This window comes from Streptosporangium sp. NPDC023825, from assembly GCF_040639575.1.
GTDB lineage: Bacteria > Actinomycetota > Actinomycetes > Streptosporangiales > Streptosporangiaceae > Streptosporangium.
The window spans coordinates 185,966-211,872 of sequence record NZ_JBFAAE010000003.1 but is presented as its reverse complement, the minus strand read 5'-3'; the positions used below and the strand labels follow the sequence as shown (position 1 = coordinate 211,872).

Annotated in this window: 20 protein-coding genes; 10 read left to right on the top strand and 10 right to left on the bottom strand. The window is 70.6% G+C overall.

The window, feature by feature from the left end; all coding sequences use genetic code 11:
- The first annotated feature begins 367 nt into the window (after positions 1-367).
- The 6 genes from AB0G15_RS04195 to AB0G15_RS04170 all read left to right on the top strand — a co-directional run bounded on the left by AB0G15_RS04195 (position 368) and on the right by AB0G15_RS04170 (position 9,141).
- Complete coding sequence (locus tag AB0G15_RS04195; protein ID WP_362835142.1) at positions 368-1,096, top strand: metal-dependent hydrolase; 729 nt, start codon at positions 368-370, stop codon at positions 1,094-1,096.
- A gap of 190 nt (positions 1,097-1,286) precedes the next feature.
- Entirely contained in the window at positions 1,287-4,058 is a 2,772-nt protein-coding gene (gene acnA / locus AB0G15_RS04190) for an aconitate hydratase AcnA (protein ID WP_362835140.1), read from the top strand.
- A 521-nt stretch (positions 4,059-4,579) separates the two neighbouring features.
- Positions 4,580-5,695, top strand: a complete 1,116-nt coding sequence (locus tag AB0G15_RS04185) for a substrate-binding domain-containing protein (RefSeq protein WP_362835138.1) — start codon at positions 4,580-4,582, stop codon at positions 5,693-5,695.
- A 193-nt stretch (positions 5,696-5,888) separates the two neighbouring features.
- Positions 5,889-6,653: an ATP-binding cassette domain-containing protein gene (locus AB0G15_RS04180; protein ID WP_362681189.1), complete on the top strand. Its 765-nt coding sequence runs from the start codon at positions 5,889-5,891 to the stop codon at positions 6,651-6,653.
- The gene (locus tag AB0G15_RS04175) at positions 6,650-7,897 is read left to right on the top strand and encodes an ABC transporter permease (protein ID WP_362835136.1); all 1,248 of its coding nucleotides are present in this window, start codon (positions 6,650-6,652) and stop codon (positions 7,895-7,897) included. The genes AB0G15_RS04180 and AB0G15_RS04175 overlap by 4 nt, the downstream gene beginning before the upstream one ends.
- A 35-nt stretch (positions 7,898-7,932) precedes the next feature.
- Positions 7,933-9,141, top strand: a complete 1,209-nt coding sequence (locus AB0G15_RS04170; protein WP_362681183.1) for an ROK family transcriptional regulator — start codon at positions 7,933-7,935, stop codon at positions 9,139-9,141.
- 228 nt (positions 9,142-9,369) lie between these two features.
- Here the strand turns inward: AB0G15_RS04170 and AB0G15_RS04165 are convergent, their stop codons facing one another.
- The 3 genes from AB0G15_RS04165 to AB0G15_RS04155 all read right to left on the bottom strand — a co-directional run bounded on the left by AB0G15_RS04165 (position 9,370) and on the right by AB0G15_RS04155 (position 11,880).
- A complete protein-coding gene (locus tag AB0G15_RS04165) occupies positions 9,370-9,780 on the bottom strand; it encodes a hypothetical protein (RefSeq protein WP_362835134.1) in 411 nt (136 codons plus the stop codon).
- A 303-nt stretch (positions 9,781-10,083) separates the two neighbouring features.
- On the bottom strand, positions 10,084-10,866 hold the full coding sequence (locus tag AB0G15_RS04160; RefSeq protein ID WP_362835132.1) for a neutral zinc metallopeptidase: 783 nt from the start codon (positions 10,864-10,866) through the stop codon (positions 10,084-10,086).
- Positions 10,867-11,034: 168 nt separating this feature from the next.
- The gene (locus AB0G15_RS04155; RefSeq protein WP_362835130.1) at positions 11,035-11,880 is read right to left on the bottom strand and encodes a neutral zinc metallopeptidase; all 846 of its coding nucleotides are present in this window, start codon (positions 11,878-11,880) and stop codon (positions 11,035-11,037) included.
- Positions 11,881-12,062: 182 nt separating this feature from the next.
- On the opposite strand from AB0G15_RS04155, the gene dxs reads away from it, so the two are divergent.
- The gene (gene dxs / locus AB0G15_RS04150) at positions 12,063-13,982 is read left to right on the top strand and encodes a 1-deoxy-D-xylulose-5-phosphate synthase (RefSeq protein WP_362835128.1); all 1,920 of its coding nucleotides are present in this window, start codon (positions 12,063-12,065) and stop codon (positions 13,980-13,982) included.
- Here dxs and AB0G15_RS04145 read toward each other — a convergent pair.
- Positions 13,927-14,589: a VTT domain-containing protein gene (locus tag AB0G15_RS04145; protein ID WP_362835126.1), complete on the bottom strand. Its 663-nt coding sequence runs from the start codon at positions 14,587-14,589 to the stop codon at positions 13,927-13,929. The two genes, dxs and AB0G15_RS04145, sit on opposite strands and share 56 nt — an antisense overlap.
- A gap of 161 nt (positions 14,590-14,750) precedes the next feature.
- Between AB0G15_RS04145 and AB0G15_RS04140 the strand changes: the two genes are divergently transcribed.
- Positions 14,751-16,211, top strand: coding sequence for an amino acid permease (locus AB0G15_RS04140; protein WP_362835124.1), 1,461 nt, complete (start codon positions 14,751-14,753; stop codon positions 16,209-16,211).
- 54 nt (positions 16,212-16,265) lie between these two features.
- On the opposite strand, the gene AB0G15_RS04135 is transcribed toward AB0G15_RS04140, so the two are convergent.
- Positions 16,266-18,329, bottom strand: a complete 2,064-nt coding sequence (locus AB0G15_RS04135) for a 3-hydroxyacyl-CoA dehydrogenase NAD-binding domain-containing protein (RefSeq protein WP_362835318.1) — start codon at positions 18,327-18,329, stop codon at positions 16,266-16,268.
- 50 nt (positions 18,330-18,379) lie between these two features.
- Complete coding sequence (locus AB0G15_RS04130; RefSeq protein ID WP_362681159.1) at positions 18,380-19,579, bottom strand: thiolase family protein; 1,200 nt, start codon at positions 19,577-19,579, stop codon at positions 18,380-18,382.
- Between the two features lie 203 nt (positions 19,580-19,782).
- On the opposite strand from AB0G15_RS04130, the gene AB0G15_RS04125 reads away from it, so the two are divergent.
- Positions 19,783-20,775 (top strand): LacI family DNA-binding transcriptional regulator, encoded by a 993-nt coding sequence (locus AB0G15_RS04125; protein ID WP_362835122.1) that lies wholly within the window; start codon positions 19,783-19,785, stop codon positions 20,773-20,775.
- Between the two features lie 191 nt (positions 20,776-20,966).
- Here AB0G15_RS04125 and AB0G15_RS04120 read toward each other — a convergent pair whose 3' ends face one another.
- From AB0G15_RS04120 to AB0G15_RS04105, 4 genes are all read right to left on the bottom strand, one after another.
- Positions 20,967-21,713: a hypothetical protein gene (locus AB0G15_RS04120; protein WP_362835120.1), complete on the bottom strand. Its 747-nt coding sequence runs from the start codon at positions 21,711-21,713 to the stop codon at positions 20,967-20,969.
- A 127-nt stretch (positions 21,714-21,840) separates the two neighbouring features.
- Positions 21,841-22,686: a sugar phosphate isomerase/epimerase gene (locus tag AB0G15_RS04115; protein ID WP_362835118.1), complete on the bottom strand. Its 846-nt coding sequence runs from the start codon at positions 22,684-22,686 to the stop codon at positions 21,841-21,843.
- Positions 22,683-23,813 carry a dihydrodipicolinate synthase family protein gene (locus tag AB0G15_RS04110; RefSeq protein WP_362835316.1) on the bottom strand — a complete coding sequence of 377 codons (1,131 nt, stop codon included), beginning with the start codon at positions 23,811-23,813 and terminating at the stop codon, positions 22,683-22,685. Before AB0G15_RS04110 ends, AB0G15_RS04115 begins: the two co-directional genes overlap by 4 nt.
- Before the next feature lie 8 nt (positions 23,814-23,821).
- A complete protein-coding gene (locus tag AB0G15_RS04105; RefSeq protein WP_362835116.1) occupies positions 23,822-24,964 on the bottom strand; it encodes a Gfo/Idh/MocA family oxidoreductase in 1,143 nt (380 codons plus the stop codon).
- A 240-nt stretch (positions 24,965-25,204) separates the two neighbouring features.
- Between AB0G15_RS04105 and AB0G15_RS04100 the strand changes: the two genes are divergently transcribed.
- Positions 25,205-25,771, top strand: coding sequence for a PadR family transcriptional regulator (locus AB0G15_RS04100; RefSeq protein WP_362835114.1), 567 nt, complete (start codon positions 25,205-25,207; stop codon positions 25,769-25,771).
- The last annotated feature ends 136 nt before the right edge of the window (positions 25,772-25,907 follow it).

Sequence of the window (25,907 nt, the reverse complement as noted above, 5' to 3'; positions counted from 1 at the left end):
GTTCGCGTCCGGGCCTTTCGGTGAAGACTCCCGGAGGGTTCCCCGCGCCAGGCCCGCCCCGCGAGGGCGACCACTCCGCCGAGACGCTTCCCGGCCGCCGTCCCCGGCACCATTCGCCCGTTCCATCCGTTCCCCGTTCGTAGGAAGATTCGGATGGCAGGCACCTCTCGTGAAGGGACGGGGAGATCGAAGCGGACCATCGTCGCCCTCGGGCGACCCTGGAGTCGGCCGGAAACGATCAGCACACGCGCGCTGGGGCCATCTCGCCCGCGCGACACGCCGATGGCGTGAAATGGCACGGTCCTCCATCTGGAGGAGGCTTTGACGTACAGTCTCCCGAGGTGATCTTGATGGGGGTTTTTGACCGATGATGGGGCATACGCATGCGCTGACGGGTGCGATCGCCTGGCTGGGGGTGGCGCCCGCGCTGGCCGCGCTGCCCCTGCTGACCGAGACGTCCAGGTTCATCGAGACCGGTGTCATGGTCAACGCGCTCAACCCGGCCGAGTTCGTCGCCGGAGCCATCATCTGCGCCGGTGCCGCGATGCTGCCCGACCTCGACCATCCGAGCGCGACGATCGCGCAGACGTTCGGGCCGGTCACCTGGGGGTTGAGCAAGGCGGTCTCGTGGCTCGCCGGAGGCCACCGCAACGCCACCCACTCGCTGGTGTTCTCGATCGCCGCGGGCTTCGGCGCGCACCACCTGGCCAACACCTATCCGATCGGCCGCGACATCCTGGTGGTCCTGCTCATCGGCCTGGCGCTGCGGGCGATCGGCATCGGCATCCCGGGCAAGAAGTTCGCCTCGGCGATGCTCAACGTCGGCATGACGGCCGGGCTGTTCGTGGTGTTCCGCAGCGACAACGTGGAGTACGCCTGGCTGGGTCTCGCGGTGGCGATCGGGTGCCTCACCCACGTCGTGGGCGACTGCTGCACCGAGAAGGGCTGTCCGGTGCTCTGGCCGATGCGGCAGAAGTGGCTGCTGCCGTGGAAGATCGGCATCAAGACGGGCCGGGCCTTCGAGCAGAAGTTTCTCGCCCCGGTACTTTCCGTCGTCGTTCTCGGGCTGCTGTACCTCCGCCTCGCCCCGCAGTGATCATACTGGGGAGTAATTTGATGTCGAGATACCCGGAGGGATATCTTGATATCGAGACATCCGCTGCAACCTGTGGGTGGCCTGGAAGTTAGGCAGACCTAACAGTCCGGGGTGCCCGGGCGGTGCGGCAGGATTCAATCGCGCCCTATGTGCCGGCGCGCCAGACATCAGGTGATGAGGGAGGCGAACCGTGTCCGCGAACAGCTTCGGCAGCCGTGACACGCTCCGCGTCGGTGACGCGGAGTACGAGATCTACCGGCTGGACGCCGTGGAGGGGTCGGGACGTCTCCCGTACAGCCTGAAGATCCTTCTGGAGAACCTTCTCCGCACGGAGGACGGCGCGAACATCACCGCCGACCACATCCGTGCGATCGGCCAGTGGGACCCCAAGGCCGCCCCGAACGTGGAGATCCAGTTCACGCCGGCCCGCGTGATCATGCAGGACTTCACCGGCGTCCCGTGCGTCGTCGACCTGGCGACCATGCGCGAGGCCGTACGCGACCTCGGCGGCGACCCCGCCAGGATCAACCCGCTCGCCCCGGCCGAGATGGTCATCGACCACTCGGTCATCGTCGACTTCTTCGGCGGCGCCGACTCCTTCCAGCGCAACGTCGACCGGGAGTACGAGCGCAACCGCGAGCGCTACCAGTTCCTGCGCTGGGGCCAGACCGCCTTCGACGAGTTCAAGGTCGTCCCGCCGGGCACCGGCATCGTGCACCAGGTCAACATCGAGCACCTGGCCCGCGTCGTGATGGTCCGCGACGGGAAGGCGTACCCGGACACCTGCGTCGGCACCGACTCCCACACCACCATGGAGAACGGCATCGGCGTCCTGGGCTGGGGCGTCGGCGGCATCGAGGCCGAGGCCGCGATGCTCGGCCAGCCGATCTCCATGCTCATCCCGCGGGTGGTCGGTTTCAAGCTGACCGGCAAGCTCCCCGCCGGGGCCACCGCCACCGACCTGGTGCTCACGATCACCGAGATGCTCCGCAAGCACGGCGTCGTCGGCAAGTTCGTGGAGTTCTACGGCGACGGCGTCTCCAGCGTGCCGCTGGCCAACCGGGCCACGATCGGCAACATGAGCCCCGAGTTCGGCTCCACCTGCGCGATCTTCCCGATCGACGGCCAGACGACCGAGTACCTCACGCTGACCGGCCGCCCCGCCGAGCAGGTCGCCCTGGTCGAGGCCTACGCCAAGGCCCAGGGCATGTGGCTCGACCCCGAGGCCGAGGAGCCGGTCTTCTCCGAGTACATCGAGCTGGACCTGTCGACGGTCGTCCCGTCGATCGCCGGTCCCAAGCGTCCCCAGGACCGCATCGCGCTGTCGGACGCCAAGAGCGCCTGGCGCGCGGCCGTCAAGGACTACGTGTCGAGCGAGCAGGGCCCGCTCGACGAGGCGTCCGGCGAGTCGTTCCCGGCCTCCGACTCCCCGGCGGTCTCCCACGACGACAACGGAGACAAGCCGCACCCGGCCGGCCTCAACGGCGAGCGCCCGCACAAGGTCGTGCGGGTCACGCTGGCCGACGGCACCGACTTCGAGATCGACCACGGCGTGGTGACCATCGCCGCGATCACCAGCTGCACCAACACCTCCAACCCGTACGTCATGATGGGCGCCGCGCTGCTCGCCAGGAACGCGGTCGAGAAGGGCCTGACCCGCAAGCCGTGGGTCAAGACCTCGCTCGCCCCCGGCTCGCAGGTGGTCACCGGCTACTTCGAGCGCTCCGGCCTGCAGCCGTACCTCGACAAGATCGGTTTCAACCTGGTCGGCTACGGCTGTACCACCTGCATCGGCAACTCGGGCCCGCTGCAGGAGGAGATCTCCGCCGCCATCCAGGAGAACGACCTCGCGGTCACCGCGGTGCTGTCGGGCAACCGCAACTTCGAGGGCCGGATCAACCCCGACGTCAAGATGAACTACCTGGCCTCGCCGCCGCTGGTCGTCGCCTACGCCCTCGCGGGCACCATGGACCTCGACCTGAACAACGAGCCGCTGGGGACGGGCTCGGACGGCGAGCCGGTGTTCCTCGCCGACATCTGGCCGGCGCCCGAGGAGATCGCGGCGGTCGTCGCCTCCTCGATCGACCAGGAGATGTTCCTGCACGACTACGCCGACGTGTTCAAGGGCGACGAGACCTGGCGCTCGCTGCCGATCCCGACCGGCAACACCTTCGAGTGGGACCCGGACTCGACCTACGTCCGCAAGGCCCCCTACTTCGAGGGCATGCCGCCGGAGCCGCAGCCGGTGACCGACATCTCCGGTGCCCGGGTGCTCGCGAAGCTGGGCGACTCGGTCACCACCGACCACATCTCCCCGGCGGGTGCCATCAAGGTCGGCACCCCCGCCGCCGACTACCTGAAGGAGAACGGCGTCGGGGTCAAGGACTTCAACTCCTACGGCTCGCGCCGGGGCAACCACGAGGTCATGATCCGCGGCACCTTCGCCAACATCCGGCTGAGGAACCTGCTGCTCGACGGCGTGGAGGGCGGCTACACCCGCGACTTCACCCTTGACGGCGGGCCGCAGTCCTTCATCTACGACGCCTCGGCCAACTACCAGGCCGCGGGCATCCCGCTCGTGGTGCTGGCCGGCAAGGAGTACGGCTCGGGCTCCTCGCGCGACTGGGCGGCCAAGGGCACCGCGCTGCTCGGCGTCCGCGCCGTCATCGCCGAGTCCTACGAGCGCATCCACCGCTCCAACCTCATCGGCATGGGCGTGCTGCCGCTGCAGTTCCCCGAGGGCGAGACGGCGCAGTCGCTCGGCCTGACCGGCGAGGAGACCTTCGACGTCGTCGGCGTCGAAGCCCTCAACGAGGGCGGCGTCCCGCAGACCGTGACGGTCAGGGCCGACGGCAAGGAGTTCCAGGCGGTCGTGCGCATCGACACCCCCGGAGAGGCCGACTACTACCGGCACGGGGGCATCATGCAGTACGTCCTGCGCTCCCTGCTCGCCAAGAGCTGAGCAGGGGGGCGGGGCCGCACGTAAGCCCCGCCCGCATGGGGGTACACCCCCAGACGAGAACCGCCCGGCGGGACACCATCCCACCGGGCGGTTCCGTGCTTTCCGGAGACTTTCGCGCGTCCCGGTGTCCCGGGGAGTCCCGAGGATTTCCGGGGGCGGCACCGGGCAAAGGGCGAGGTGCGGGCGGGGAGGACGCCGCACCGCGGGCAGGGACGGGCGGGGAGAACGCCGAACCGCGTCGGGAAAAGGGCAGATCAGAGCCGCCGTCCCGGTGACCGCAAGGGCATCGGGAGGGTAAAAGGCCGTCCGGACCCGGGATGGTTAAGGGCGCGTTTCTGGATTGTTACCGGCCACAACAAACTTTACCTATGGAGGGTCTGGCGCTCCAGGCCAACGGCGGAATACGTTGCCGCAAACAACATTCAACGGAACGGTGAGCCGAGATCCGGCACAGCCGTACCCGCGAATTCGGCATGCCGCACGTCCGTACCCCCCAATTTCGAAGAAAGGACCCGTGCACCATGCGCAAGGGGATCCTCAGCCTTACCGCCGCCGCCGCGGCGATGACCCTCGGCCTCACCGCTTGCGGGAGCGACACCCCCGAGACCAGCGCCTCGACCGGTGCCGCCCCTGCGGAGAGCGCGGCGGCCGCGGGCAAGGTCGGCGTCATCCTTCCCGACAGCAAGTCCTCCGCCCGTTGGGAGACCGCGGACCGCAAGTATCTGGAGGAGGCCTTCAAGGCCGCGGGTGTCGCCTACGACATCCAGAACGCCCAGGGTGACAAGACCCAGTTCCAGACCATCGCCGACCAGATGATCACCAACGGGGCCACGGTCCTGATGATCGTCAACCTCGACAGCGGCACCGGCAAGGCCGTGCTCGACAAGGCCAAGGCGCAGGGCGTGGCCACCATCGACTACGACCGCCTCACCCTCAACGGCGGTGCCCAGTACTACGTCAGCTTCGACAACACCAAGGTCGGCACCCTGCAGGGTGAGGGCCTGGTGAAGTGCCTGACCGACAAGAAGGCCGAGAAGCCGATCGTCGCCGAGCTCAACGGCTCGCCGACCGACAACAACGCCACGCTGTTCAAGAACGGCTACGACGGCGTGCTCAAGCCCAAGTACGACTCCGGCGACTACGTCAAGGGCCCGGACCAGTCCGTCCCCGAATGGGACAACACCCAGGCGGGCACGATCTTCGAGCAGATGCTCACCGAGCAGCCGAAGATCGCCGGTGTTCTGGCCGCCAACGACGGTCTCGGCAACGCCGCCATCTCGGTCCTGAAGAAGAACAACCTGAACGGCAAGGTCCCGGTCACCGGCCAGGACGCCACCGTGCAGGGCCTGCAGAACATCCTCGTCGGCGACCAGTGCATGACGGTCTACAAGGCGATCAAGAAGGAGGCCGACGCGGCCGCCGCGCTCGCCATCGGCCTGGCCAAGGGCGAGAAGCCCGCGGCGACCGGGACGGTCAAGGACACCGAGAGCGGCGCCGACGTGCCCGCCGTCCTCCTCGACCCGCAGCCGATCTTCTTCGACAGCGTCAAGGACGTCGTCGCCGACGGCTTCGTGACCAAGGACGAGCTGTGCACCGGCGAGTTCGCCGCCAAGTGCGCCGAGGCCGGAATCCAGTAAGGCGCGGAGGGGGCGACCGGCCGTTCCCCCCGGCCGGCCGCCCCCTCGCGCTCGATCGCGGCACACCTCACCCTGTGACGCCGGGAGACGCGGCAGGTGGGCGTCTCCCGGCGTCACAGGGCGGGACGCCGCCCGCAGGCGCCCGAGCCGCGCGAGCTTCGCCGCGCGAAATGAACACAGGGAGCACAACCCCATGACCCCCGCACTGGAACTCCGCGGGATCGACAAGAGTTTCGGTCCCGTACAGGTCCTGCACGACGTCTCCCTCTCCGCGTACGCCGGAGAGGTGACCGCGCTGGTCGGCGACAACGGCGCAGGCAAGTCCACCCTCGTCAAGTGCGTCGGAGGCATCCACGCGATCGACTCCGGCGAGTACTTCTTCGACGGCAAGCCCGTCCAGATCGGCAGCCCGCGCGACGCGGCCGACCTGGGCATCGAGATCGTCTACCAGGACCTCGCGCTCTGCGACAACCTCGACATCGTCCAGAACATGTTCCTCGGCCGCGAGCACAAGCGCGGCATCGTCCTCGACGAGGACACGATGGAGGAGATGGCGGCCAGGACACTGGAGAGCCTGTCGGTCAGGACCGTCAAGTCCATCCGCCAGCTCGTCGCCAGCCTCTCCGGTGGCCAGCGCCAGACGGTGGCCATCGCCAAGGCCGTGCTGTGGAACAGCAAGGTCGTCATCCTCGACGAGCCGACCGCCGCCCTCGGCGTCGCCCAGACGGCGCAGGTACTGGAACTGGTCCGGCGCCTGGCCGACCAGGGCCTGGCCGTCGTCCTGATCTCGCACAACATGAACGACGTCTTCGCGGTGTCCGACCGGATCGCCACCCTCTACCTCGGCCGGATGGCGGCCCAGGTCAAGACCTCGGACGTCACCCACGCGCAGGTCGTCGAACTGATCACCTCCGGCCGCAGCGGGGACCTCGGCCTCACCAACGGAGTCACCGTATGACCGCCACGATTTCGCCGAAGACCGTGCACGAGGCACCCTCGATCAGGACCAACGTCCGCGGCTACGCCGAGAGGGTACGCGGCGGCGACATGGGCGCGCTGCCCGCGGTGTTCGGCCTCGTGGTGCTCTGCGCGATCTTCGCCATCCTGCGTCCCTCCTTCCTGACCGCGGGGAACTTCGCCAACCTGTTCACCCAGGGCGCCGCGGTCACCGTGATCGCCATGGGCCTGGTCTTCGTGCTGCTCCTCGGCGAGATCGACCTGTCGGCGGGCTTCGCCAGCGGCGTCTGCGCCGCGGTGCTCGCGATCATGCTCAGCAGCCAGGGGCTGCCCTGGTACGTGGCCGTGGGCGCGGCGATCCTCACCGGCGTGGTGATCGGCACCGCGATCGGCTCCATCGTCGCGAAACTCGGCATCCCGTCGTTCGTGGTGACGCTCGCGGCCTTCCTCGCCTTCCAGGGCCTGGTCCTGCTGCTCGTCAAGGGCGGCACCATCATCGCCATCCGCGACGAGACCATCCTGTCGATCGCCAACAAGAACCTCCCGCCCACGCTGGGCTGGATCCTGCTGGCCGTGGGCGTCGCCGCCTACGCAGGCCTCCAGCTGCTGCGTGCCCGCAAGCGCGCCTCCCGCGGCCTCACCTCCGACCCGATCTCGCTGATCGCCGTCAGGGTCGGAGCCCTCACGCTGCTCGGCGGCCTCGCCGTCTACTTCCTCAACATCGAGCGCAGCCGCAACGTCGCCGTCGTCTCCCTGGCGGGCGTGCCGCTGGTGGTGCCCATCATCGTGGTGCTGCTGCTGATCCTGACGTTCGTGCTCCGCCGCACGGCGTACGGGCGCCACCTGTACGCGGTCGGCGGCAACGCCGAGGCCGCGCGCCGGGCGGGCATCAACGTCGACCGGATGAAGATCAGCGCCTTCGTGATCTGTTCCTCCATGGCCGCGGTCGGCGGCATCATCGCCGCCTCACGGGCCAGCTCGGTCGACCCCAACACCGGCGGCAGCAACGTGCTGCTCTACGCGGTCGGCGCCGCTGTCATCGGCGGCACCAGCCTGTTCGGCGGCAAGGGCCGGGTGCTGGACGCCATCCTCGGCGGTGCCGTGGTCGCGGTCATCGAGAACGGCATGGGCCTGATGGGCTACAGCTCCGGAGTGAAGTTCATGGTGACCGGATCGGTCCTGTTGCTGGCCGCCATGGTGGACGCGCTGTCCCGCAAGCGGGCGGCCGCCACTGGTCTAAGGTGATCAGCGACTCCGATCCACCGAAGGAACATCACGTCATGCGGGCAGGCCCCTCCCAGGAGGAGATCAGGCGTCACAACCTTGGGGCCCTGCTCAGGCACGTCCATCTGAGCGGCCCCACCTCGCGTGCGGAACTCACCAACCGGATGGGCCTCAACCGCAGCACCATCATGGCGCTGACCGCCGATCTGACCGCCGCGGGGCTGGTCAGGGAGGAGCTCCCCAGGGAGACGGGCCGGGCCGGGCGTCCGTCCCTGGTGGTCCGCCCGGAGTCGGCGCGCGTCTACGTGTTCGCCCTCGACGTGGGCGTCGACCGGCTGGTCGCCGCCCGCGTCGGCCTGGGCGGCACCATCCTCGACCGCCGCGAGACGGTACGGCGGCGCGGGGACTTCTCCCTGGAGGAGATCGTCGGCCCGCTCGCCGCCTTCGCCCGGCAGATGCACCGCAGGACCCGGCCCGACACGGTGTGCGTCGGGGTGGCGGCGGCCTTCTCCGGGGGAGTGGGACGAGGCGACGGGGTCGTCAGGTTCGGGCCCAACATGGTCACCGTGGACGACGTGCCGTTCGCCGACGAGATGACCCGGCGGCTGGCCTTCGGCCTGCCGGTCACCGTCGGCAACGACGCCAACCTCGCCGCCCTCGCCGAGCAGACCCGCGGCGTCGGCGTCGGCTGCCGCGACCTCGTCTACCTCCACGGCGACGTCGGCATCGGCGGGGGAGTGATCGTCAACGGCCAGTTGCTCGGCGGTCACCTGGGCTTCGGCGGCGAGGTCGGACACATGATCGTCAACCCTGACAAGGGACGGCTCTGCGGGTGCGGCTCGCACGGCTGCCTGGAGGCGGAGGTCGGGGAGCGCGCCCTCCTGGAGGCCGCGGGCCGTTTCGGCTCCCGGGTCGGCAGGGACGCCGTCCGCGCCGCGGTCGACGCCGCCGACCGGGGAGACGTCGTCGCGCAGGCGGCCCTGAGCCGCGTCGGCGACTGGCTCGGCCTGGGCGTCTCCAACCTCGTCAACCTGTTCAACCCCGAGATGGTCGTCTTCGGGGGCACGCTCAGGGAGATCTACCTCGGTTCCGCCGCTCAGGTCCGCAGCCGCCTCGCCCTCGACGCCCTGCCCCCGTGCCGCGAGCAGCTGCGTTTGCGCACCTCGGCCCTCGGCGATGACGCCACTCTCGTCGGCGCCGCCGAGCTGGCCTTCTCCCAGGTCCTCGCCGACCCTCTCGAGGTCCTTGCCCGCGCGGGCTCCTGATCCTCCCGCGCCGTCCGGCGGTGGTGGGGGCGGGACCTGCCTCGCCGCCCGGGACGGGGTGTTCCGGTCCGCGGCGGTTCGCGGTTCGCGGCGATCCGGGCTTTCGCGTTCCCGGGCGATCGGTGTGCCGCGGTGTTGCGGTGGTGTGCGGTGGTGCTGTTCTGTGGCGATCCGCGGGACGTCGTACTGCCGGCACCCGGAGCCGTGGGTGCCGGCAGTGGTGCGGGGTTACTTCACGAGACCGGCGACCAGGTTGCGCAGCTCGATGTGACCGGCCTTGAGCTCGGCGACGTCACCCTCGACGCGCTTCATGGAGAGCTCCAGGTTGCCGACGGAGCGCTTGACCACGGAGAGCTCCTCGCGGAGCTCGGCGTGCCCGGTTCGCATCTCGGCGCGCAACTCGTCCTGCCCGGCCCGAAGCTCGTCCTGCCCGGTCCGGAGTTTGTCCACGTCCGTGCGGAGCCCGGACATTTCCGTCCGGAATCCAGACATCTCCGTGCGGAGCTCGGACACCTCCGTTCGCAGGTCGGTCAGGACCTCGACGATCCCGGTGTTGATCATCTTGTTCTCCTCGTTCGCCAGGCGGAGCTTGGCGACGTCCGTCTCCATGACGCGCAGGCGGGTGTCCGTGGTGTTCATGTCCGTCTCTCTCCTTGCCGTCGACCAGCGGGGGGACCGAGCCTGGTTCCGTGGCGAGGAGGACGCTCATGGGGAGGGTTTTCAGGCGGCGTCGCCAGGTTACCGGGTGTCACGAGATCGTCGCCACCCGTGGTCGCGTTTCCCGGGGAGGTCGTCCGGGCCGGGCGGGCAGGGGAGTGAGGGCCATACCCCCTGGAGGACAAGCCTTATACCGGGTGGAAAAGAACGACCACCCGTCGCGTGTCCGTGGGACGGCGGCGGGTGGTCGTGGACATCAGAAGATCAGGGGCTGGAGGGTGGAGGTCAGGCGACCCTGGACTTGGGGGCGGAGAAGGTGTTGCAGGCGCCGGGGGACTCCTGCTGGAAGCCGCGGGTCACCCAGTAGGCGATGCTCTTGGTCGTGCCGTGGCTGGCCGTGCTGTAGGCGGCGTTCAGGACGTACCTGAAGTCCGACTCACGACGGCCGAGGGAACGCCAGATGCTGCCGATGAAGGCGCCGCTCAGGCACTCGGCCTGGAGCTCGACCTTGCGCAGCTCGGGCAGGTACTCCTTGTCGTTCTTGTACTTCCGCTTGAACACCGTGGGCAGGATCCCGGAGAGCTGCTGGACATGGTGACCGTACTCGTGGGCCAGGGTCTGCAGCAGGAACAGCTCGGTCGCCTGGGAGAGGATCCCCTTGTCGAGGTAGAAGGTGATCTTCTTGTTCAGCGAGCAGTAGACCGCCTGGGCGCCCTTGGGGAACTTGCCGCAGCCGGTCTGGACGCCGACGCGCGTGGTGACCACGAACTTGGGCTTGGAGAACGGCAGCTTCGTCTTGGAGAACTGGTACTCCCAGCCCTCGTTGAGGCAGTCCAGAGCGAAGCTGAGATAGGTCTCGGCGGTCTCCAGGTCGTCGTTGTAGACCGGCTGCTCCGGACAGGCATCCGGTTCGAGCTTGCCCGTCTTGTAGATCGGGTTGGCGGTCAGGGCGGCTTTGCCCGTGGGCACCGGCGCGAGCTCGCCGGTGCTGACCGCGGCGCCCGCCGTACCGGCGAGGAGGGTGCTCACGAGCACGCCGGAGAGCAGTGCGATAAGGGGGATGCGCATGATCATCAACCTTAGGGGAGGTTAAAGGGGGGGTAAAGCGGATATGCGGCCACGCTTGGAAAGCGCGGCCGCATATCGCGGTTTCGTGCCGGAGCTCAGGCGGCGTGAGGCGTGCCGGAAGTCAGGCGGCGTGAGGCGTGCCGGAGGTCGGGCGACGGGTCGGGAGGCTCAGGCGACCCGGCCGGTCGGGGCCGTCCAGGTGTTGCAGCCGGACGGGGAGCCCGCGTTGAAGCCGCGCTCCATCCAGTAGGCCTGGCTGCGGCCCTTGCCGTGGTCGTTCTTGGGCCAGTTCTTGTGCCCGTTGACGCTGACCCAGCTGACCATCGCCTCCCACTGAGCCTCCTCGAGCGGCAGGTCGTCGGCGGCCTGGCGCAGGAAGGCGGAGGCCAGGCAGTCGGCCTGCAGTTCGAGGCGGCGGGAGAAGGCCAGCTTGGTGGACGCGGAGGCGCGCCAGATGCTGTTGCTGTAGTAGGCGATGATGCCCGCGAGGTGCTGCACGTGGTGGCCGTACTCGTGGGCGATGAACTGGGCGTGGTTGGCCACGAAGGCGTTCTTCAGGACCTCCCGCGTGACACCGATGTAGATGGTGCGGTTGCTGGAGCAGTACATTCCCCCGGCGCTGGTGGGCCACCGGCCGCAGGGGGTGGTCACCTTGACGGTGGAGAAACGCAGCTTCGGGTGGGAGAAGGGCAGGTTGGTCTTCCTGAACTGGGTCTTCCAGGCAAGGTTCAGGCAGCGGATGAGCTTGGTGACGAAGGTCCGGTAGGAGGCCGCGCTCCCCGCGCGGATCTGTCCGGCCTGGCAGCGCATGGTGGGCAGGGTGCCGGTGCGGTAAAGAGGACTGGCCGTCGCGGCGGCCCGGCCGCGCGGGGGTGCCTGCTCCCCGGCGGAGGCCGCGGAGCCGGGGGAGGTGGCCGTACCCGGCGTCGTCCCGGTGACCGGCGCGACCTGCTGCGAGGCGGAGGGCGCGACGGTCCGCGAGGCGGACGCGCTGACTGGGCTCAGACCCGTCACCAGGGCAAACGTCAACGAGGCGGCAACAAGAGATGACAGTTGCCTATAGGGGAGAGTTTTCATGGTGGGGCAAAGGTTATTGCAAGTGTGGATAAAACGTGCAGAATCGCCGCTCCCGGGGGTTGCGTCCTTCATCGCAACTAGACTCGTCGTGACGTTGACTGGACAGAGAGGATGATTCCGTGAGCGAGCGGACCGGGCAGCCTGGAAATCTTCTGGAGTCGGTCAAGGGGCCAGGAGACCTCAAGCGCTTGGCGGTGGACGAGCTACCGGTCCTCGCCGCCGAGATCAGGGAGCTCCTGATCTCCTCCACCGCCCGCAGCGGCGGCCACCTCGGCCCCAACCTCGGCGTCGTCGAGCTGACGATCGCGATGCACCGGGTCTTCGACTCGCCACGCGACCCCATCCTGTGGGACACCGGCCACCAGGCCTACGTCCACAAGATGCTCACCGGCCGGGCCGGGCAGTTCGACACGCTCCGCCAGGAGGGCGGCCTGTCGGGTTACCCGAGCCAGACCGAGTCCGAGCACGACATCATCGAGAACTCCCACGCCTCGACCGCGCTGTCGTACGCCGACGGCCTGGCCAAGGCGTACCGGCTGAAGGGCGAGGCCGGCCGCACGGTCGTCGCGGTGATCGGGGACGGGGCGCTCACCGGCGGCATGGCCTGGGAGGCGCTCAACAACATCGCGGCGCGCAAGGACCTGCCGCTGATCATCGTGGTCAACGACAACGGCCGCTCCTACTCGCCGACCATCGGCGGGCTCGCCTCCCACCTGGCCTCCCTGCGCACGAACCAGCGCTACGAGGACGTGCTCGACTTCGTCAAGGGCAACCTGACCAAGGTCCCGGTGGTCGGCGCCCCCGTCTACGACGCCCTGCACGGCGTCAAGAAGGGCCTCAAGGACGTCCTGGCCCCGCAGGTCATGTTCGAGGACCTCGGCCTGAAGTACATCGGGCTGGTCGACGGCCACGACGAGCAGGCCGTGGAGTCCGCGCTGCGCAGGGCCCGCGACTTCCGCCGCCCGGTCATCGTGCACGTGCTCACCAAGAAGGGCTTCGGCTACTCCCCGGCGGAGAACCACGACGAGGACTGCTTCCACTCGCCGGGCGTCTTCGACCCGCTGACCGGTGAGGAGAAGCCGAAGCCGCACGGCTGGACCAACGTCTTCGGCCAGGAGATGGTGCGCCTGGGCGCCGAGCGGCGCGACATCGTGGCGATCACCGCAGCGATGCTCGGCCCCACCGGCCTGATCCCGTTCTCCGAGGCCTACCCCGACCGCCTCTACGACGTCGGCATCGCCGAGCAGCACGCCCTGACCAGCGCCGCCGGTCTGGCGCTCGGCGGCCTGCACCCGGTGGTGGCCGTCTACGCCACCTTCCTCAACCGCGCCTTCGACCAGCTCCTGATGGACGTCGCCCTGCACCGGCTCCCCGTCACGGTCGTGCTCGACCGGGCGGGCGTCACCGGTGACGACGGCGCCAGCCACAACGGCATGTGGGACCTGTCGATCCTGCAGGTCGTCCCCGGCCTGTCGGTGGCCGTCCCCCGCGACGAGCCCCGCCTGCGCGAGCTGCTGGCCGAGGCCGTGGAGATCGACGACGGCCCGACCGTCCTGCGCTACCCCAAGGGAGCGGTGACCGCCGAGATCGAGGCGGTCGGCCGTCTCGGCGAGATGGACGTGCTGCGCGCGGGCGATCCCGACGTGCTGCTCGTGGCCGTGGGGCCGATGGCCGGGCTGTGCCTGGAGGCCGCCGACCTGCTCGACGCCCAGGGCATCTCCGCCACGGTGGTGGACCCGCGCTGGGTCAAGCCCCTGGACGAGGCCTTGGTGCCGGCCGCCCGCGCCCACAAGCTGGTCGTGGTGGTCGAGGACAACGGCCGGGTGGGCGCGGTCGGCGACGCGGTGGCCCGCATGCTGCGCGACGCCGACGTGGACGTCCCGATCCGCACCTACGGCATCCCGCAGCGCTTCCTCGACCACGCCAAGCGCCCGAAGATCCTCGGCGAGATCGGCCTGACCTCGCAGGACATCGCCCGCCAGATCACCGAGGCGATCGCGAAGCGCTCCCCGGTCCTGGAGAACCACCCGACCCGCTGACGGCGTCGCCCGTGCCCGTCCCCTCCCGGGGCGGGCGGGCACGGTGGTTGATCACGAGAAGGCCCGCGACCACGACGGCCACGCACGCGAAGATCGGTACCAGCAGGTGCTGGTTCTGGCGCAGGGCCTCGCCCGTCAGGGCGCCCAGCGACAGGTAGACGCTCACCCAGACCGCGCCGCCCGCCAGGGCCCTGCGGACGAGGCGCGGGTACGGCACGCTCGACGCCCCGGCGGCGATCGGGGTGAGCGAGCCGACGACAGGCAGGAAGAGGGCCGCCGCCAGCGCCGGGCCGCTTCCCGCGCCCGTCGCCGTGGCCAGCCGTTCGGCCCGCGACCAGCGCCGCTCGCCGATCCGGCGCCCGGCCCCGCCGTGGCGCAGCCGCGCCCCGTACCGGCGGCCGACGAGCCAGCCGCCGGTCGCGTACAGAACGCACCCGGCGCACCCGGCGAGCGCCACCACCGCGACGCCCCGGGGATCCGTCAGCGTCGCCCCCGCCACGAGGATCGCCGCGACACCGGGGATCAGCGATCCGGCGAACGCCAGCACCGCGAGGAGTACCGAACCGACCAGGTAAGGAGACGACGACTGCAGCATGTCCAGGAGCATGACCCCAGGATCGCGGCCGTGGGCGGCGGGCGGCATCGGGGACCTCCCCCCAAACAACCCCGAGTTCACCGTTCCCTCGAACAACCCAGGAGTTCTCCGTTCGGCGGACCCTCCGTTGGGCATGTGATCTGAAACACGCTGCCGACGGTCGAGGAGGGACCATGAGTGTCTTGCGCGTCAAGTCGGTGGAACAGTCGATCTCGGATACCGAGGCACCGGAACACCGGCTGCGCAAGGATCTCAGCGCGCTGGATCTCACAGTCTTCGGCATCGGCGTCGTCATCGGCACCGGCATCTTCGTGCTCACCGGCCGGGTCGCCAGGGAGATGGCCGGGCCCGCGGTCGCCCTGTCCTTCGTGGTCGCGGGCATCGTCTGCGCGCTGGCGGCGCTGTGCTACGCCGAGTTCGCCTCCACCGTCCCCGCGGCCGGGTCCGCCTACACCTTCGCCTTCGCCACCCTCGGCGAGTTCCCCGCCTGGATCATCGGCTGGGACCTGATGCTGGAGATGATGCTCGGCGCCGCGGTCGTCGCGGTCGGCTGGTCGGGATACCTGACCTCGCTGCTGGCGTCCCTGGGCATAACACTGCCCGGCGCGATCGCGGGGGAGGGGGCGGCGTTCAACCTGCCCGCCGCGCTGATCGTGCTGATCCTCACCGCGGTCCTGGTCGTCGGGATCAAGCTGTCGTCCCGGTTCAACCTGGTCATCGTCACGATCAAGCTCGCGGTCATCCTGCTGGTCGTCGTGGCCGGGCTGTTCTTCGTCAGGGCCGCCAACTTCTCCCCGTTCATCCCGCCGTCGAAGCCGACCCCCGCGGTGGAGGGTCTGTCCGCGCCGCTGATCCAGGTGCTGTTCGGGATCACCCCGGTCGCGTTCGGGGTGCTGGGCATCTTCAGCGCCGCGGCCATCGTGTTCTTCGCCTACATCGGCTTCGACGTGGTCGCCACCGCCGCCGAGGAGACGCGCAACCCGCAGCGGGACCTGCCCATCGGCATCCTGGCCTCGCTCGGCATCTGCACGGTGCTCTACGTCGCGGTCTCCCTCGTCGTCGTGGGCATGCAGCCCTACGGTCAGCTCAGCGAGGCGGCACCGCTCGCCGACGCGTTCAAGGCGGTCGGCCAGACCTGGGCCGCGTCGCTGATCAGCATCGGCGCCCTGGCCGGCCTGACGACGGTCGTGATGATCCTCATGATGGGCATGTCGCGGGTGATGTTCGCCATGTGCCGCGACAACCTGCTGCCGCGCGGGCTGGCCAAGGTGCACCCCAGATACCGGACTCCGTACCTCATCACCGTCATGATGGGCGTCGTCGTCGCGGCCCTGGCCGGGCTGGTGCCGCTGTCCACCATCGCCGAGCTGGTCAACATCGGCACGCTCTTCGCGTTCGTGGTGGTCTCGATCGCGGTGATCATCCTCCGCCGCACCCGTCCCGACCTGCCGCGTTCCTTCCGCACCCCGCTGGTGCCGCTGGTGCCGGTCCTGTCGGTGCTCGCCTGCCTCTACCTGATGCTCAACCTCCCGGTGGAGACCTGGCTCAGGTTCGTGGCGTGGATGCTGCTGGGGGTCCTGATCTACTTCGGGTACGGCTACCGGCACAGCAGGCTGTCGGAGCACTCCCGGTGAACGCCGTACGGCTCCCCCGCAGCGAAAGGGCGGGGGAGCCGTACGGAGAAGACGTCAGGCGGGAACCGAGGCCACGCCCGGAGGCAGGAAGCGCGGCTCGGCGATGCCCGTCCGGTCGAGGTAGGGGGTGACGCCGCCCAGGTGGAACGGCCAGCCCGCGCCGAGGATCATGCACAGGTCGATGTCCTGGGGGGCGGAGACCACGCCCTCCTGGAGCATGAGGCGGATCTCCTCGGCCAGCGCCCGCAGCGCCCGCAGCCGCACCTCCTCCGCCGTCGACGGGGAGGTGCCGCCGGTGAAGAGGGCCACCGCCTCGGGGTCCAGCGAGAAGTCCGGCGCGTAGACGCCCGGCTTGCCCGCCGCGACCAGCCGGGCGAGGTTCTCCGACACCCCGTAGCGGGCCGGGAAGGCCTCGTGCATCGTCTCGGCGACGTGCAGCGCCACGGCGGGGCCGACGAGCTGCATCAGCGCGAACGGGGTCATCGGCAGGCCGAGCCCGTCCAGCGCGTGGTCGGCGACCTCCAGAGGGGTGCCCTCGTCGACGGCGCCGATGACCTCGCCCATGAAGCGCGTCAGCAGGCGGTTGACCACGAACGCGGGCGCGTCCTTGACCAGCACCGACGACTTCTTCAGCGACCGCCCGACGGAGAAGGCCGTGGCGAGCGTCGCGTCGTCGGTCTGTGCCCCCCGCACGATCTCCAGCAGCGGCATCACCGCGACCGGGTTGAAGAAGTGGAAGCCCACCACGCGCTCCGGATGGCGCAGCCCCGAGGCCATCTCGGTCAGCGACAGCGAGGAGGTGTTCGTGGCCAGCACGCACTCGGCGGAGACGACCTCCTCCACCTCGGCGAACACCTTCCGCTTGACCTTCATGTCCTCGAACACGGCCTCGATGACGAAGTCGGCGTCGGCGAACGCGTCCTTGGTCAGCGAGCCGGTCACCAGGGCCTTGAGCCGGTTGGCCTGGTCGGCGGACACGCGCCCCTTGCCGAGCAGCTTGTCCACCTCGGCGTGGACGTAGCCCACGCCCTTGTCCAGCCGGGCCTGGTCCAGGTCGGTCAGCACGACCGGTACCTCCAGGCGGCGGGCGAACAGCAGCGCCATCTGCGAGGCCATCAGGCCCGCGCCGACGACGCCGACCTTGGTCACCTTGCGGGCGAGCGCCTTGTCGGGGGCGCCCGCGGGCTTCTTGGCCCGCCGCTGGACCAGGTCGAAGGAGTACAGGCCGGCGCGGAGCTCGTCGCCCATGAGGAGGTCGGCCAGAGCCTGGTCCTCGGCGTCGAAGCCCTCGTCACGCGAGGCGGTGCGGGCCAGCTCGACCAGCTCCAGCGCCCGGTAGGGGGCCGGAGAGGCGCCGTGCAGCCTCATGTCGAGCAGGAAACGCGCGTCGGCGACCGTCTTGGCCCAGTCGTCCCCGGTGTGGTCGGTACGGGAGACCGTCACGTCGCCGCGCAGCACCTGGGCGGCCCAGCGCAGCGACTCCTCCAGGAAGTCGGCGGGCTCGAACATCGCGTCGGCGACACCGAGCGCGAACGCCTCCCTGCCCTTGATCATGCGGTTCTGCGAGAGCGGGTTCTCGACGATCAGCTTGACGGCCGCGGCCGGGCCGATCAGGCGGGGCAGCAGCTGGGTGCCGCCCCAGCCGGGGACCAGGCCGAGGAAGCACTCGGGCAGCGCCACGGCGGGAACCCCGGAGGAGATGGTCCGGTACGTGCAGTGCAGCGCGACCTCCAGGCCGCCGCCCATCGCCGCGCCGTTGACGAAGGCGAACGAGGGCACGTCCAGCTCGCCGAGGCGGCGGAACACGTCGTGCCCCAGCTTGCCGATCCGCAGCGCCTGCTCCCGCCCGGTGACCAGCGCGGCGCCCTTGAGGTCGGCGCCGACGGCGAAGACGAACGGCTTGCCGACGACGCCCACCGCCGCCAGGTCGCTTCGCCCGGCGACCGCGTCCAGGGCCTCGCCCAGCGAGGTCAGCCCGCCGGGGCCGAACGTCGACGGCTTGGTGTGGTCGAAGCCGTTGTCCAGCGTGATCAGGGCCATGACGCCCGCCCCGTACGGCAGCTCCACGTCGCGGACGGCCGCCCGGGTGACGACCTCGTCGGCGAAGAGCCCGGTGATGTCCGTGCCGCCGGCCGTGCCGCCCGCCGTGGTGCCCGTCTCGATGTCCGTCACTTCTCGCCCTCCCAGCCGAGGTTCTCCCAGATGACCGTTCCGCCCATGCCCAGGCCCACGCACATCGTGGTCACGCCGTAGCGGACGTCGGGGCGCTCGCCGAACTCGCGGGCGAGCTGCGTCATCAGGCGCACCCCGGAGGAGGCCAGCGGGTGGCCGAAGGCGATGGCGCCCCCGTAGGGGTTGACCCGGGGGTCGTCGTCGGCGATGCCGAAGTGCTCCAGGAACGCCAGCACCTGCACGGCGAACGCCTCGTTGATCTCGAACAGCCCCATGTCGGAGATGGAGAGCCCGGCCAGGCGCAGCGCCCGCTCGGTGGACGGGATCGGCCCGACGCCCATCACCTCGGGGTCCACGCCCGCGAAGGCGTACGAGACCAGGCGCATCTTCGGCGCCAGGCCGAGCTCCTCCGCGACGTCGGCGGCGGCCACGACACAGCCGGTGGCGCCGTCGTTGATGCCGGAGGCGTTGCCCGCGGTGACCCGGCCGTGCGGGCGGAACGGGGTCTTCAGCCCGGCGAGGCCCTCCAGCGTGGTGCCCGGGCGGGGCGCCTCGTCGGCGGTGGCCAGCCCCCAGCCCTTCTCCGCGGACCTGATCGCCGTCGGGACCAGGTCCGGCTGGATCCTGCCGTCGGCGTACGCCTTGGCGACCTTCTCCTGGGAGGCGAGGGCGAAGGCGTCCGCGCGGTCCTTGGTGATGGAGGGGTAGCGGTCGTGGAGGTTCTCGGCGGTCATGCCCATGACGAGGGCGGAACCGTCCACGAGCTGCTCGGCCAGGAAGCGGGGGTTGGGGTCGACGCCCTCGCCCATGGGGTGGCGGCCCATGTGCTCGACGCCGCCGGCGATGGCGACGTCGTAGGCGCCGAAGGCGATGCCGCCGGCGACCGAGGTCACCGCGGTCATCGCGCCCGCGCACATGCGGTCGATCGAGTAGCCGGGCACGGTCTTGGGCAGGCCGGCCAGGATCGCGGCCGAGCGGCCCAGGGTCAGGCCCTGGTCGCCGATCTGCGTGGTGGCCGCGATGGCCACCTCGTCGACGCGCTCGGGAGGCAGATTCGGGTTACGCCGGATCAGCTCGCGGATGACGCGGATCACCAGGTCGTCGGCGCGCGTCTCGGCGTACAGGCCCTTGGGGCCCGACCTGCCGAATGGTGTGCGCACACCGTCGACGAATACGACGTCACGAGACGAAGGCACGGGGTTCGCTCCTCGTTGCTGGATGGCTTCCCCACCATGCTACTCGTCAGTAACAACGCTTGGCGCGGCCGGGCGCGCGCGAGGTGGGTAAGTTGTCCCCAAGGGTGTGCGGGCTTACGGTCCCACCTCGCGGGCCGTGTCCCGGGATGCGGGGCGGGGGTAACCCTGGCAGACTTTGGAAAACGCTTTCCGGGAGGTTGTCGGTGGTCACGCTTGAGGATGTCGCCCGGCAGGCGGGCGTCTCGCTCGCCACGGCGTCGCGGGTGCTCAACGGCAGCACCCGGCAGGTGGGCGCCTCTCTGCGGGCCAAGGTGGAGCTGGCCGCCGCCGAGCTGGGGTACCGCACCAACGTGGCCGCGCAGACCCTCGCCAGGGGGGCCAGCAACGTGATCGGCCTGGTCGTCCACGACCTCACCGACCCCTACTTCGCCGCGATCGCCGACGGGGCGATGCGGGTCGCCGAGAGCCAGGGGCTCATGGTCATGATCGGCACGACCCATCGCGACCCCCAGCGGGAGATCGCCTACGTCTCGACGCTCAACGCCCAGCGGGTCCGCGCCGTGCTGCTCGTCGGCTCCCGGGTCACCGACCCGGAGGCGACCCGGCGGCTCCGGACGGAACTCGACCACTACCGGGAGTCCGGCGGCCGGGTCGCCTGCGTGGGCCAGAACCTGCTCGGCGTCGACACGGTGGTGCCGGACAACCGCCTGGGCGCCGCCGAGCTGGCCCGCGCCCTCGCAGGGCTGGGGCACCGCAACTTCGCGATCCTCGCCGGGCCGGACTGGCTGATCGCGCCCAGGGACAGGGTGGAGGGTTTCACCGGCGCGCTGGAGGAGCTCGGCCTGCCCGCGCCGCGCGTCCTGAACGGCTCCTTCGACCGGGAGGGCGGCTACGCGGCGGCCACCCAGGTGTCCGGGGTCACGTGCGTCTTCGCCGTCAATGACGTGATGGCGGTGGGCGCCCTGGCCGCCTTCAGGGACCGGGGCATCCGGGTTCCCGAGGACGTCTCCGTGGCCGGCTTCGACGACATCTTCACCCTGCGCGACCTGGTTCCCTCGCTGTCCACCGTGCGGCTGCCGCTCGCCGACATGGGCGCCCGCGCGCTGGAGCTGGCCCTCGACCCGTCCGAGGAGTCCAGGGCCGAGAGCGTGACCGGCGAGGTGATCCTCCGGGAGAGCACCCGCGGCCTGGGGTGACACGTCTCCGTCACGAGAGTCCGTCAGGGCGGGCCGGTCGCGGCGGGGTCGTCACGAGAGGCCGGAGGCGACGAGGCCGGAGGCGACGAGCGGCCCGGACACCTTCCGGGTGTCCGGGCCGCTCGTGTCGCAGGGAAACGCTCGTGTCGCAGGGAAAGGCGGGGGCCGAGAAGAGAGGGGAGCGGCGGGGGTCAGCGCATGCCGGGAACGGGGTTTCCCTGCTCGTTGACCGGCGGGACCATGATCTGGCCGCGCAGCCAGCGGATCGTCCTGATGACCCCGTCGCCGTAGCCGGGGGAGTGCTGGCGTCCCCGGCCGAGCTGCCGGGACACGTCCTCGGCCGCGCTCTCCTCCATGCCGAGGTTGAGGCCGGTCGGTCCGTGGATGGGGCGGGGCGTGTTACGGACCGGGGACTTCCTGCGCGTGCCGAGAACCCACTCGCACACGGCGATGGTACCCGCGCACCATTCCTTCTCCCACTCGCCCGCCGCGTTGGGCCGGCCCTGGGCGGCCAGCTCGGCGACCCTGGCGATCTCGGCCTCGGTGCGCAGGATCACGCCACGCCCGCCGACCAGGTGTCCCCAGCCCTCCGAGGACTTGCGGCCGGGGATGGGCAGCCCGTCCTTGGCACCGATCAACCAGTTCAGGGTACTGATCACCCCGTCGGCCGGCACGACCCGGCCCTCGCGCGGAACCCGCTCGGCGGCGTCGATCTCGGCGCGTGCCTCGGCGAGGGTGGGCGGGGATCCCGAGGAGGGGCGGCCGCTGATCGGCGCCTGCTCCCGCTTGCCCAGGGCCCAGAGGATCGCCTCTCCCTGGCCGGAGGGGGCCGAGTCGGGGTTGGCCGCCTCCCACTCCCTGATCGCTTCCAGTACGGCCATCACATGTTCCGGCGGCCGCTGTACGGCGGGGCTGGCTTCGCTTTCTGCGGTCGTCATACCCCTACCGTACGAGTACCTGCCACGTCACTCCAACGTGAAGCGGCAATCCGGGGCCGGCGAACGCGTTTTCCCGCGTGTTGGAACGGTCCCCCGCCCCCGGAACACCGTGGCGGGGGACCGCGTGTCAACCGCCGACGAACTCGGCGAAGGCGGCCTTCACCCTGGCCAGGATCCCGTCGGGGTCGGCGGCCCACACGTCCGCGTTGAAGATCTCCACTTCGACGTCCCCCGTGTAGCCCGCCTCGGCCACCGCCCGGGTCATCGGCGCGAAGTCGATCACCCCGTCGCCCATCACCCCCCGGCCGAGCAGCACGTCGGCGGGCAGCGGCGACAGGAAGTCGCACACCTGGTAGCTCGCGATCCGGCCCGACGCCCTCGCGATCTCCTCCAGCACCCGCGGGTCCCACCACACGTGGAAGGTGTCGACGACGACGCCCACCTGCTCGGCGGGGTGCGCCTCGGCCAGGTCGAGCGCCTGGCCGAGGGTGGACAGCACGGCCCGGTCGGCGCAGTACATCGGGTGCAACGGTTCGAGGGCGAGCCGCACCCCGCGCTCGCCCGCGTACGGGGCCAGCACGGCCAGCGCCTCGGCGACCCGCTCCCGCGCGGCGGGCAGGTCGCGGGAGATCGTGCCCAGCGGCTCGCCGGGCACCACGCCGGGCAGGCCGCCGACCACCATGACCAGGCAGGCGGCGCCCAGCGCCGCGGCCTCGTCGATCGCCCTGCGGTTGTCGTCCAGGGCCTCGGGGCCGCCGGAGGTGAGGAACCCGCCCCGGCACAGCGACGACACCCGCAGCCCGGCGTCCGCGACGAGCTTGACGGTCTGCTCCAGGCCCTGCGCGGCGACGTCCTGCCGCCACAGGCCGATGGCCTCGACGCCGTGCCGCCCGCACCCGTCGACGGCCTCGGCCACCGTCCAGCGCTTCGTGGTCCACTGGTTCAGCGAGAACCGGCTCGCGCGCACGCTCACAGCCCGTTCACCGCCAGCAGCGAGCGCATCCGGGAGACCGCCAGCTCGGGGTCGGCCAGCAGTCCCGCCCTGTCGGCCAGGCGGAACACCTCGGCCAGGTGGGGCAGGGACCGGGCCGCCTGGGCGCCGTTGACCATGGCGAAGGCGTCCTGGTGGCCGTTGAGCCACGCCAGGAAGACGATGCCGGTCTTGTAGTTGTACGTCGGCGCCTCGAAGATCTTCCGCGAGAGCGGGACCGTGGGCTCCATGATCTCGTCGTACCGCCCGAGGTCCCCGGCGTCGAGTTCCGCCAGGGCCGCCGCGGCGGCGGGGGCGATCGCGTCGAAGATGCCCAGGAGGGCGTGGCTTCCCGACTTGATGAGCGAGGGGTAGTTGAAGTCGTCGCCGGTGTAGAGCCGCACGCCCTCGGGCAGCGCCGCGCGCAGCCCGATCTCGTGCTCGGCGTCCAGCAGCGAGACCTTGACCCCGTCCACCTTCGCCGCGTGGTCGCGGATCAGGGACAGGAACGACGCGGTGGCCTCGGGCACGTCCCGCGAGCCCCAGTAGCCCGCCAGGTTCGGGTCGAACATCTCGCCCAGCCAGTGCAGGATCACCGGGCGGTCGATCCGGGAGAACAGCTCGCCGTAGACCCGGTGGTAGTCCTCCGGGCCCCGCGCGATCGCGGCCAGCCGGCGGCTCGCCATCACGATGACCCCGGCGCCCGCGTCCCGCACGGTCTCGATCTGCTCGGTGTAGGCCGCCACGACCTCGTCCAGGGTCCGGGCGTGCGGGGCCTGGTCGGTGCCCGCGCCGCAGGCCACCAGCTCCGCCGGGTCGCCGAAGGCCTTCGCCTCGGTGGCGCTGCGCCGGATCAGCTCGCGGGTGGCCGCCCAGTCGAGACCCATGTTGCGCTGCGCGGTGTCCATGGCGTCGGCGACCCGCAGCCCGTACGACCACAGGTGGTGCCGGAAGCGCAGGGTGGCGTCCCAGTCGACGGCGGCCGGGGAGCCGGGGGCGTTGTCGCCGAGCGGGTCGGCGACCACGTGGGCGGCGGCGTAGACGACGCGGCTCGCCGCCTGGCCCGCGGGCCTGGTCCAGGTGACCGGTTCGCGCAGGGTGTGCTCCCCGCCGGGCAGCGCGATCCTCAGGGCGGCCATCAGGGCTCCACCGGCAGGCGGCGGCCCTCGGCGGAGGAGCGCAGGCCCAGCTCGGCGAGGCGGACGCCACGCGCGCCCGAGGCGAAGTCGTAGGGGAAGGGCGCGTCCTCGGCCACGTGGCGGACGAACAGCTCCCACTGGGTCTTGAAGCCGTTGTCGAACTCCGCGTTGTCGGGCACCTCCTGCCAGCCGTCCCTGAAGCGGGCGGTGGCGGGCAGGTCGGGGTTCCAGACCGGCTTGGGAGTGGTGGCGCGGTGCTGGATCCGGCAGTCGCGCAGGCCCGCGACGGCGCTGCCGTGCGTGCCGTCCACCTGGAACTCCACCAGCTCGTCGCGGTTCACCCGGACGCTCCAGGAGGAGTTGATCTGCGCGATGATCCCGCCCTCCAGCTCGAACACCCCGTAGGCGGCGTCGTCGGCGGTGGCCCGGTAGCTCTCGCCGCGCTCGTCCACCCGCTCGGGGATGTGGGTGACGGCCTGGGCGTAGACCGAGGTGACCCGGCCGAACAGGTTCTCCAGCACGTACGCCCAGTGCGGGAACATGTCGAGGACGATGCCGCCGCCGTCCTCGGTGCGGTAGTTCCACGACGGGCGCTGCGCGTCCTGCCAGTCGCCCTCGAACACCCAGTAGCCGAACTCGCCGCGCACCGACAGGATCCGGCCGAAGAAGCCGCCGTCGATCAGGCGCTTGAGCTTGAGCAGGCCCGGCAGGAAGAGCTTGTCCTGCACGACGCCGTTCTTCACGCCCCTGGAGGTCGCGGCCTCGGCCAGCGCCAGCGCGTCCCCGTACGTCTCGGCGGTCGGCTTCTCCGCGTAGATGTGCTTGCCCGCCTCGATCGCCGCGAGCACGGCCTTCACCCGGGCCTGGGTGACCTGGGCGTCGAAGTAGATCAGGTTGGCGTCGTCCGCGAGGGCGGTGTCGAGGTCGGTGGTCCAGTCCGCGATGCCGTGCGCGCTCGCCAGCCTCTCCAGTTTCTCCGCGCTCCGGCCCACCAGCACCGGCCTGAGCAGAACCCTCCCGCCGTCCGACAGCGTCACGCCGCCCTGCTCGTTGATCGCCAGGACCGATCGGACCAGGTGCTGGCGGTAGCCCATGCGGCCCGTGACACCGTTCATCACGACGCCGATGCTTTGCGGGGACATCTTCTCCGACCTCCAATTGGAAAGCGCTTTCCTTTCCACGGTACGGCAGCCGTCCCGCCCGCTGCAAGCGCCGGGGGAAAGCGGGGGGTGAGCTGGAGGGCGTCCGCGGGGGTGGCGGACGGGCCGCGCCGGCGGCCGGTTCGGGGACGGCGCGCGCTCCTCGCCTTCCCGGCGTGCCCTCCCGGCGCGCGCTCCCGGCGGCGCGGGACCGGCTAAACTCCGGTCACCGATCGTTCGAAGATGGGGGCTGGGGTGTCGGCCATCCGGCTGCTGGTGCTCGGGGCCGTCCGTGAACGCGGCCGGGCGCACGGTTACCAGGTGCGCGGAGACCTGGAGAGCTGGGGCGCGCACGAGTGGTCCACGGCCAAGCCCGGCTCGATCTACCACGCGCTCAGGCAGATGGCCAAGCAGGGGCTGCTGCGCGCCCACGAGATGGCGCCGAGCGCCGCGGGCGGGCCGCCGCGCGTGGAGTACGAGCTCACCGACGCCGGTGACGCGGCGTTCCTGGACATGTTGCGCACGGCCCTGGCCAGGCACGACCAGAAGATCGACGAACTGACGGCCGGGGTGGGTTTCCTCACCTGCCTGCCCAGGGAAGAGGTGGTCGCGCTGCTGAAGGAGCGGCTGGCGGCACTCGACGGCTGGCGGGCGGAGGTCGCCCGCCACTGGACGTCCGACGAGGCCGACTCCCGGGACTGGGAGCCGATCGCCGAGATCATGCGACTCTGGACGCACTTCTCCGGCAGCGGCGCCGAGTGGACCCGCGGGCTGATCGAACGCCTGGAAAGGGACGCGCGCGCCTCCTGAGGGGGGCCGTGCCGGCGCCTTTTCACGCGGGTGTGTTTCCGGGCGGAGCATGACAATCCAGGAGGCGCTTCGCCTTGGTGACCACTACACTCGGCTCCAGGAGTAGTAAAATTTGACTACTGCTCACCCGGAGGAG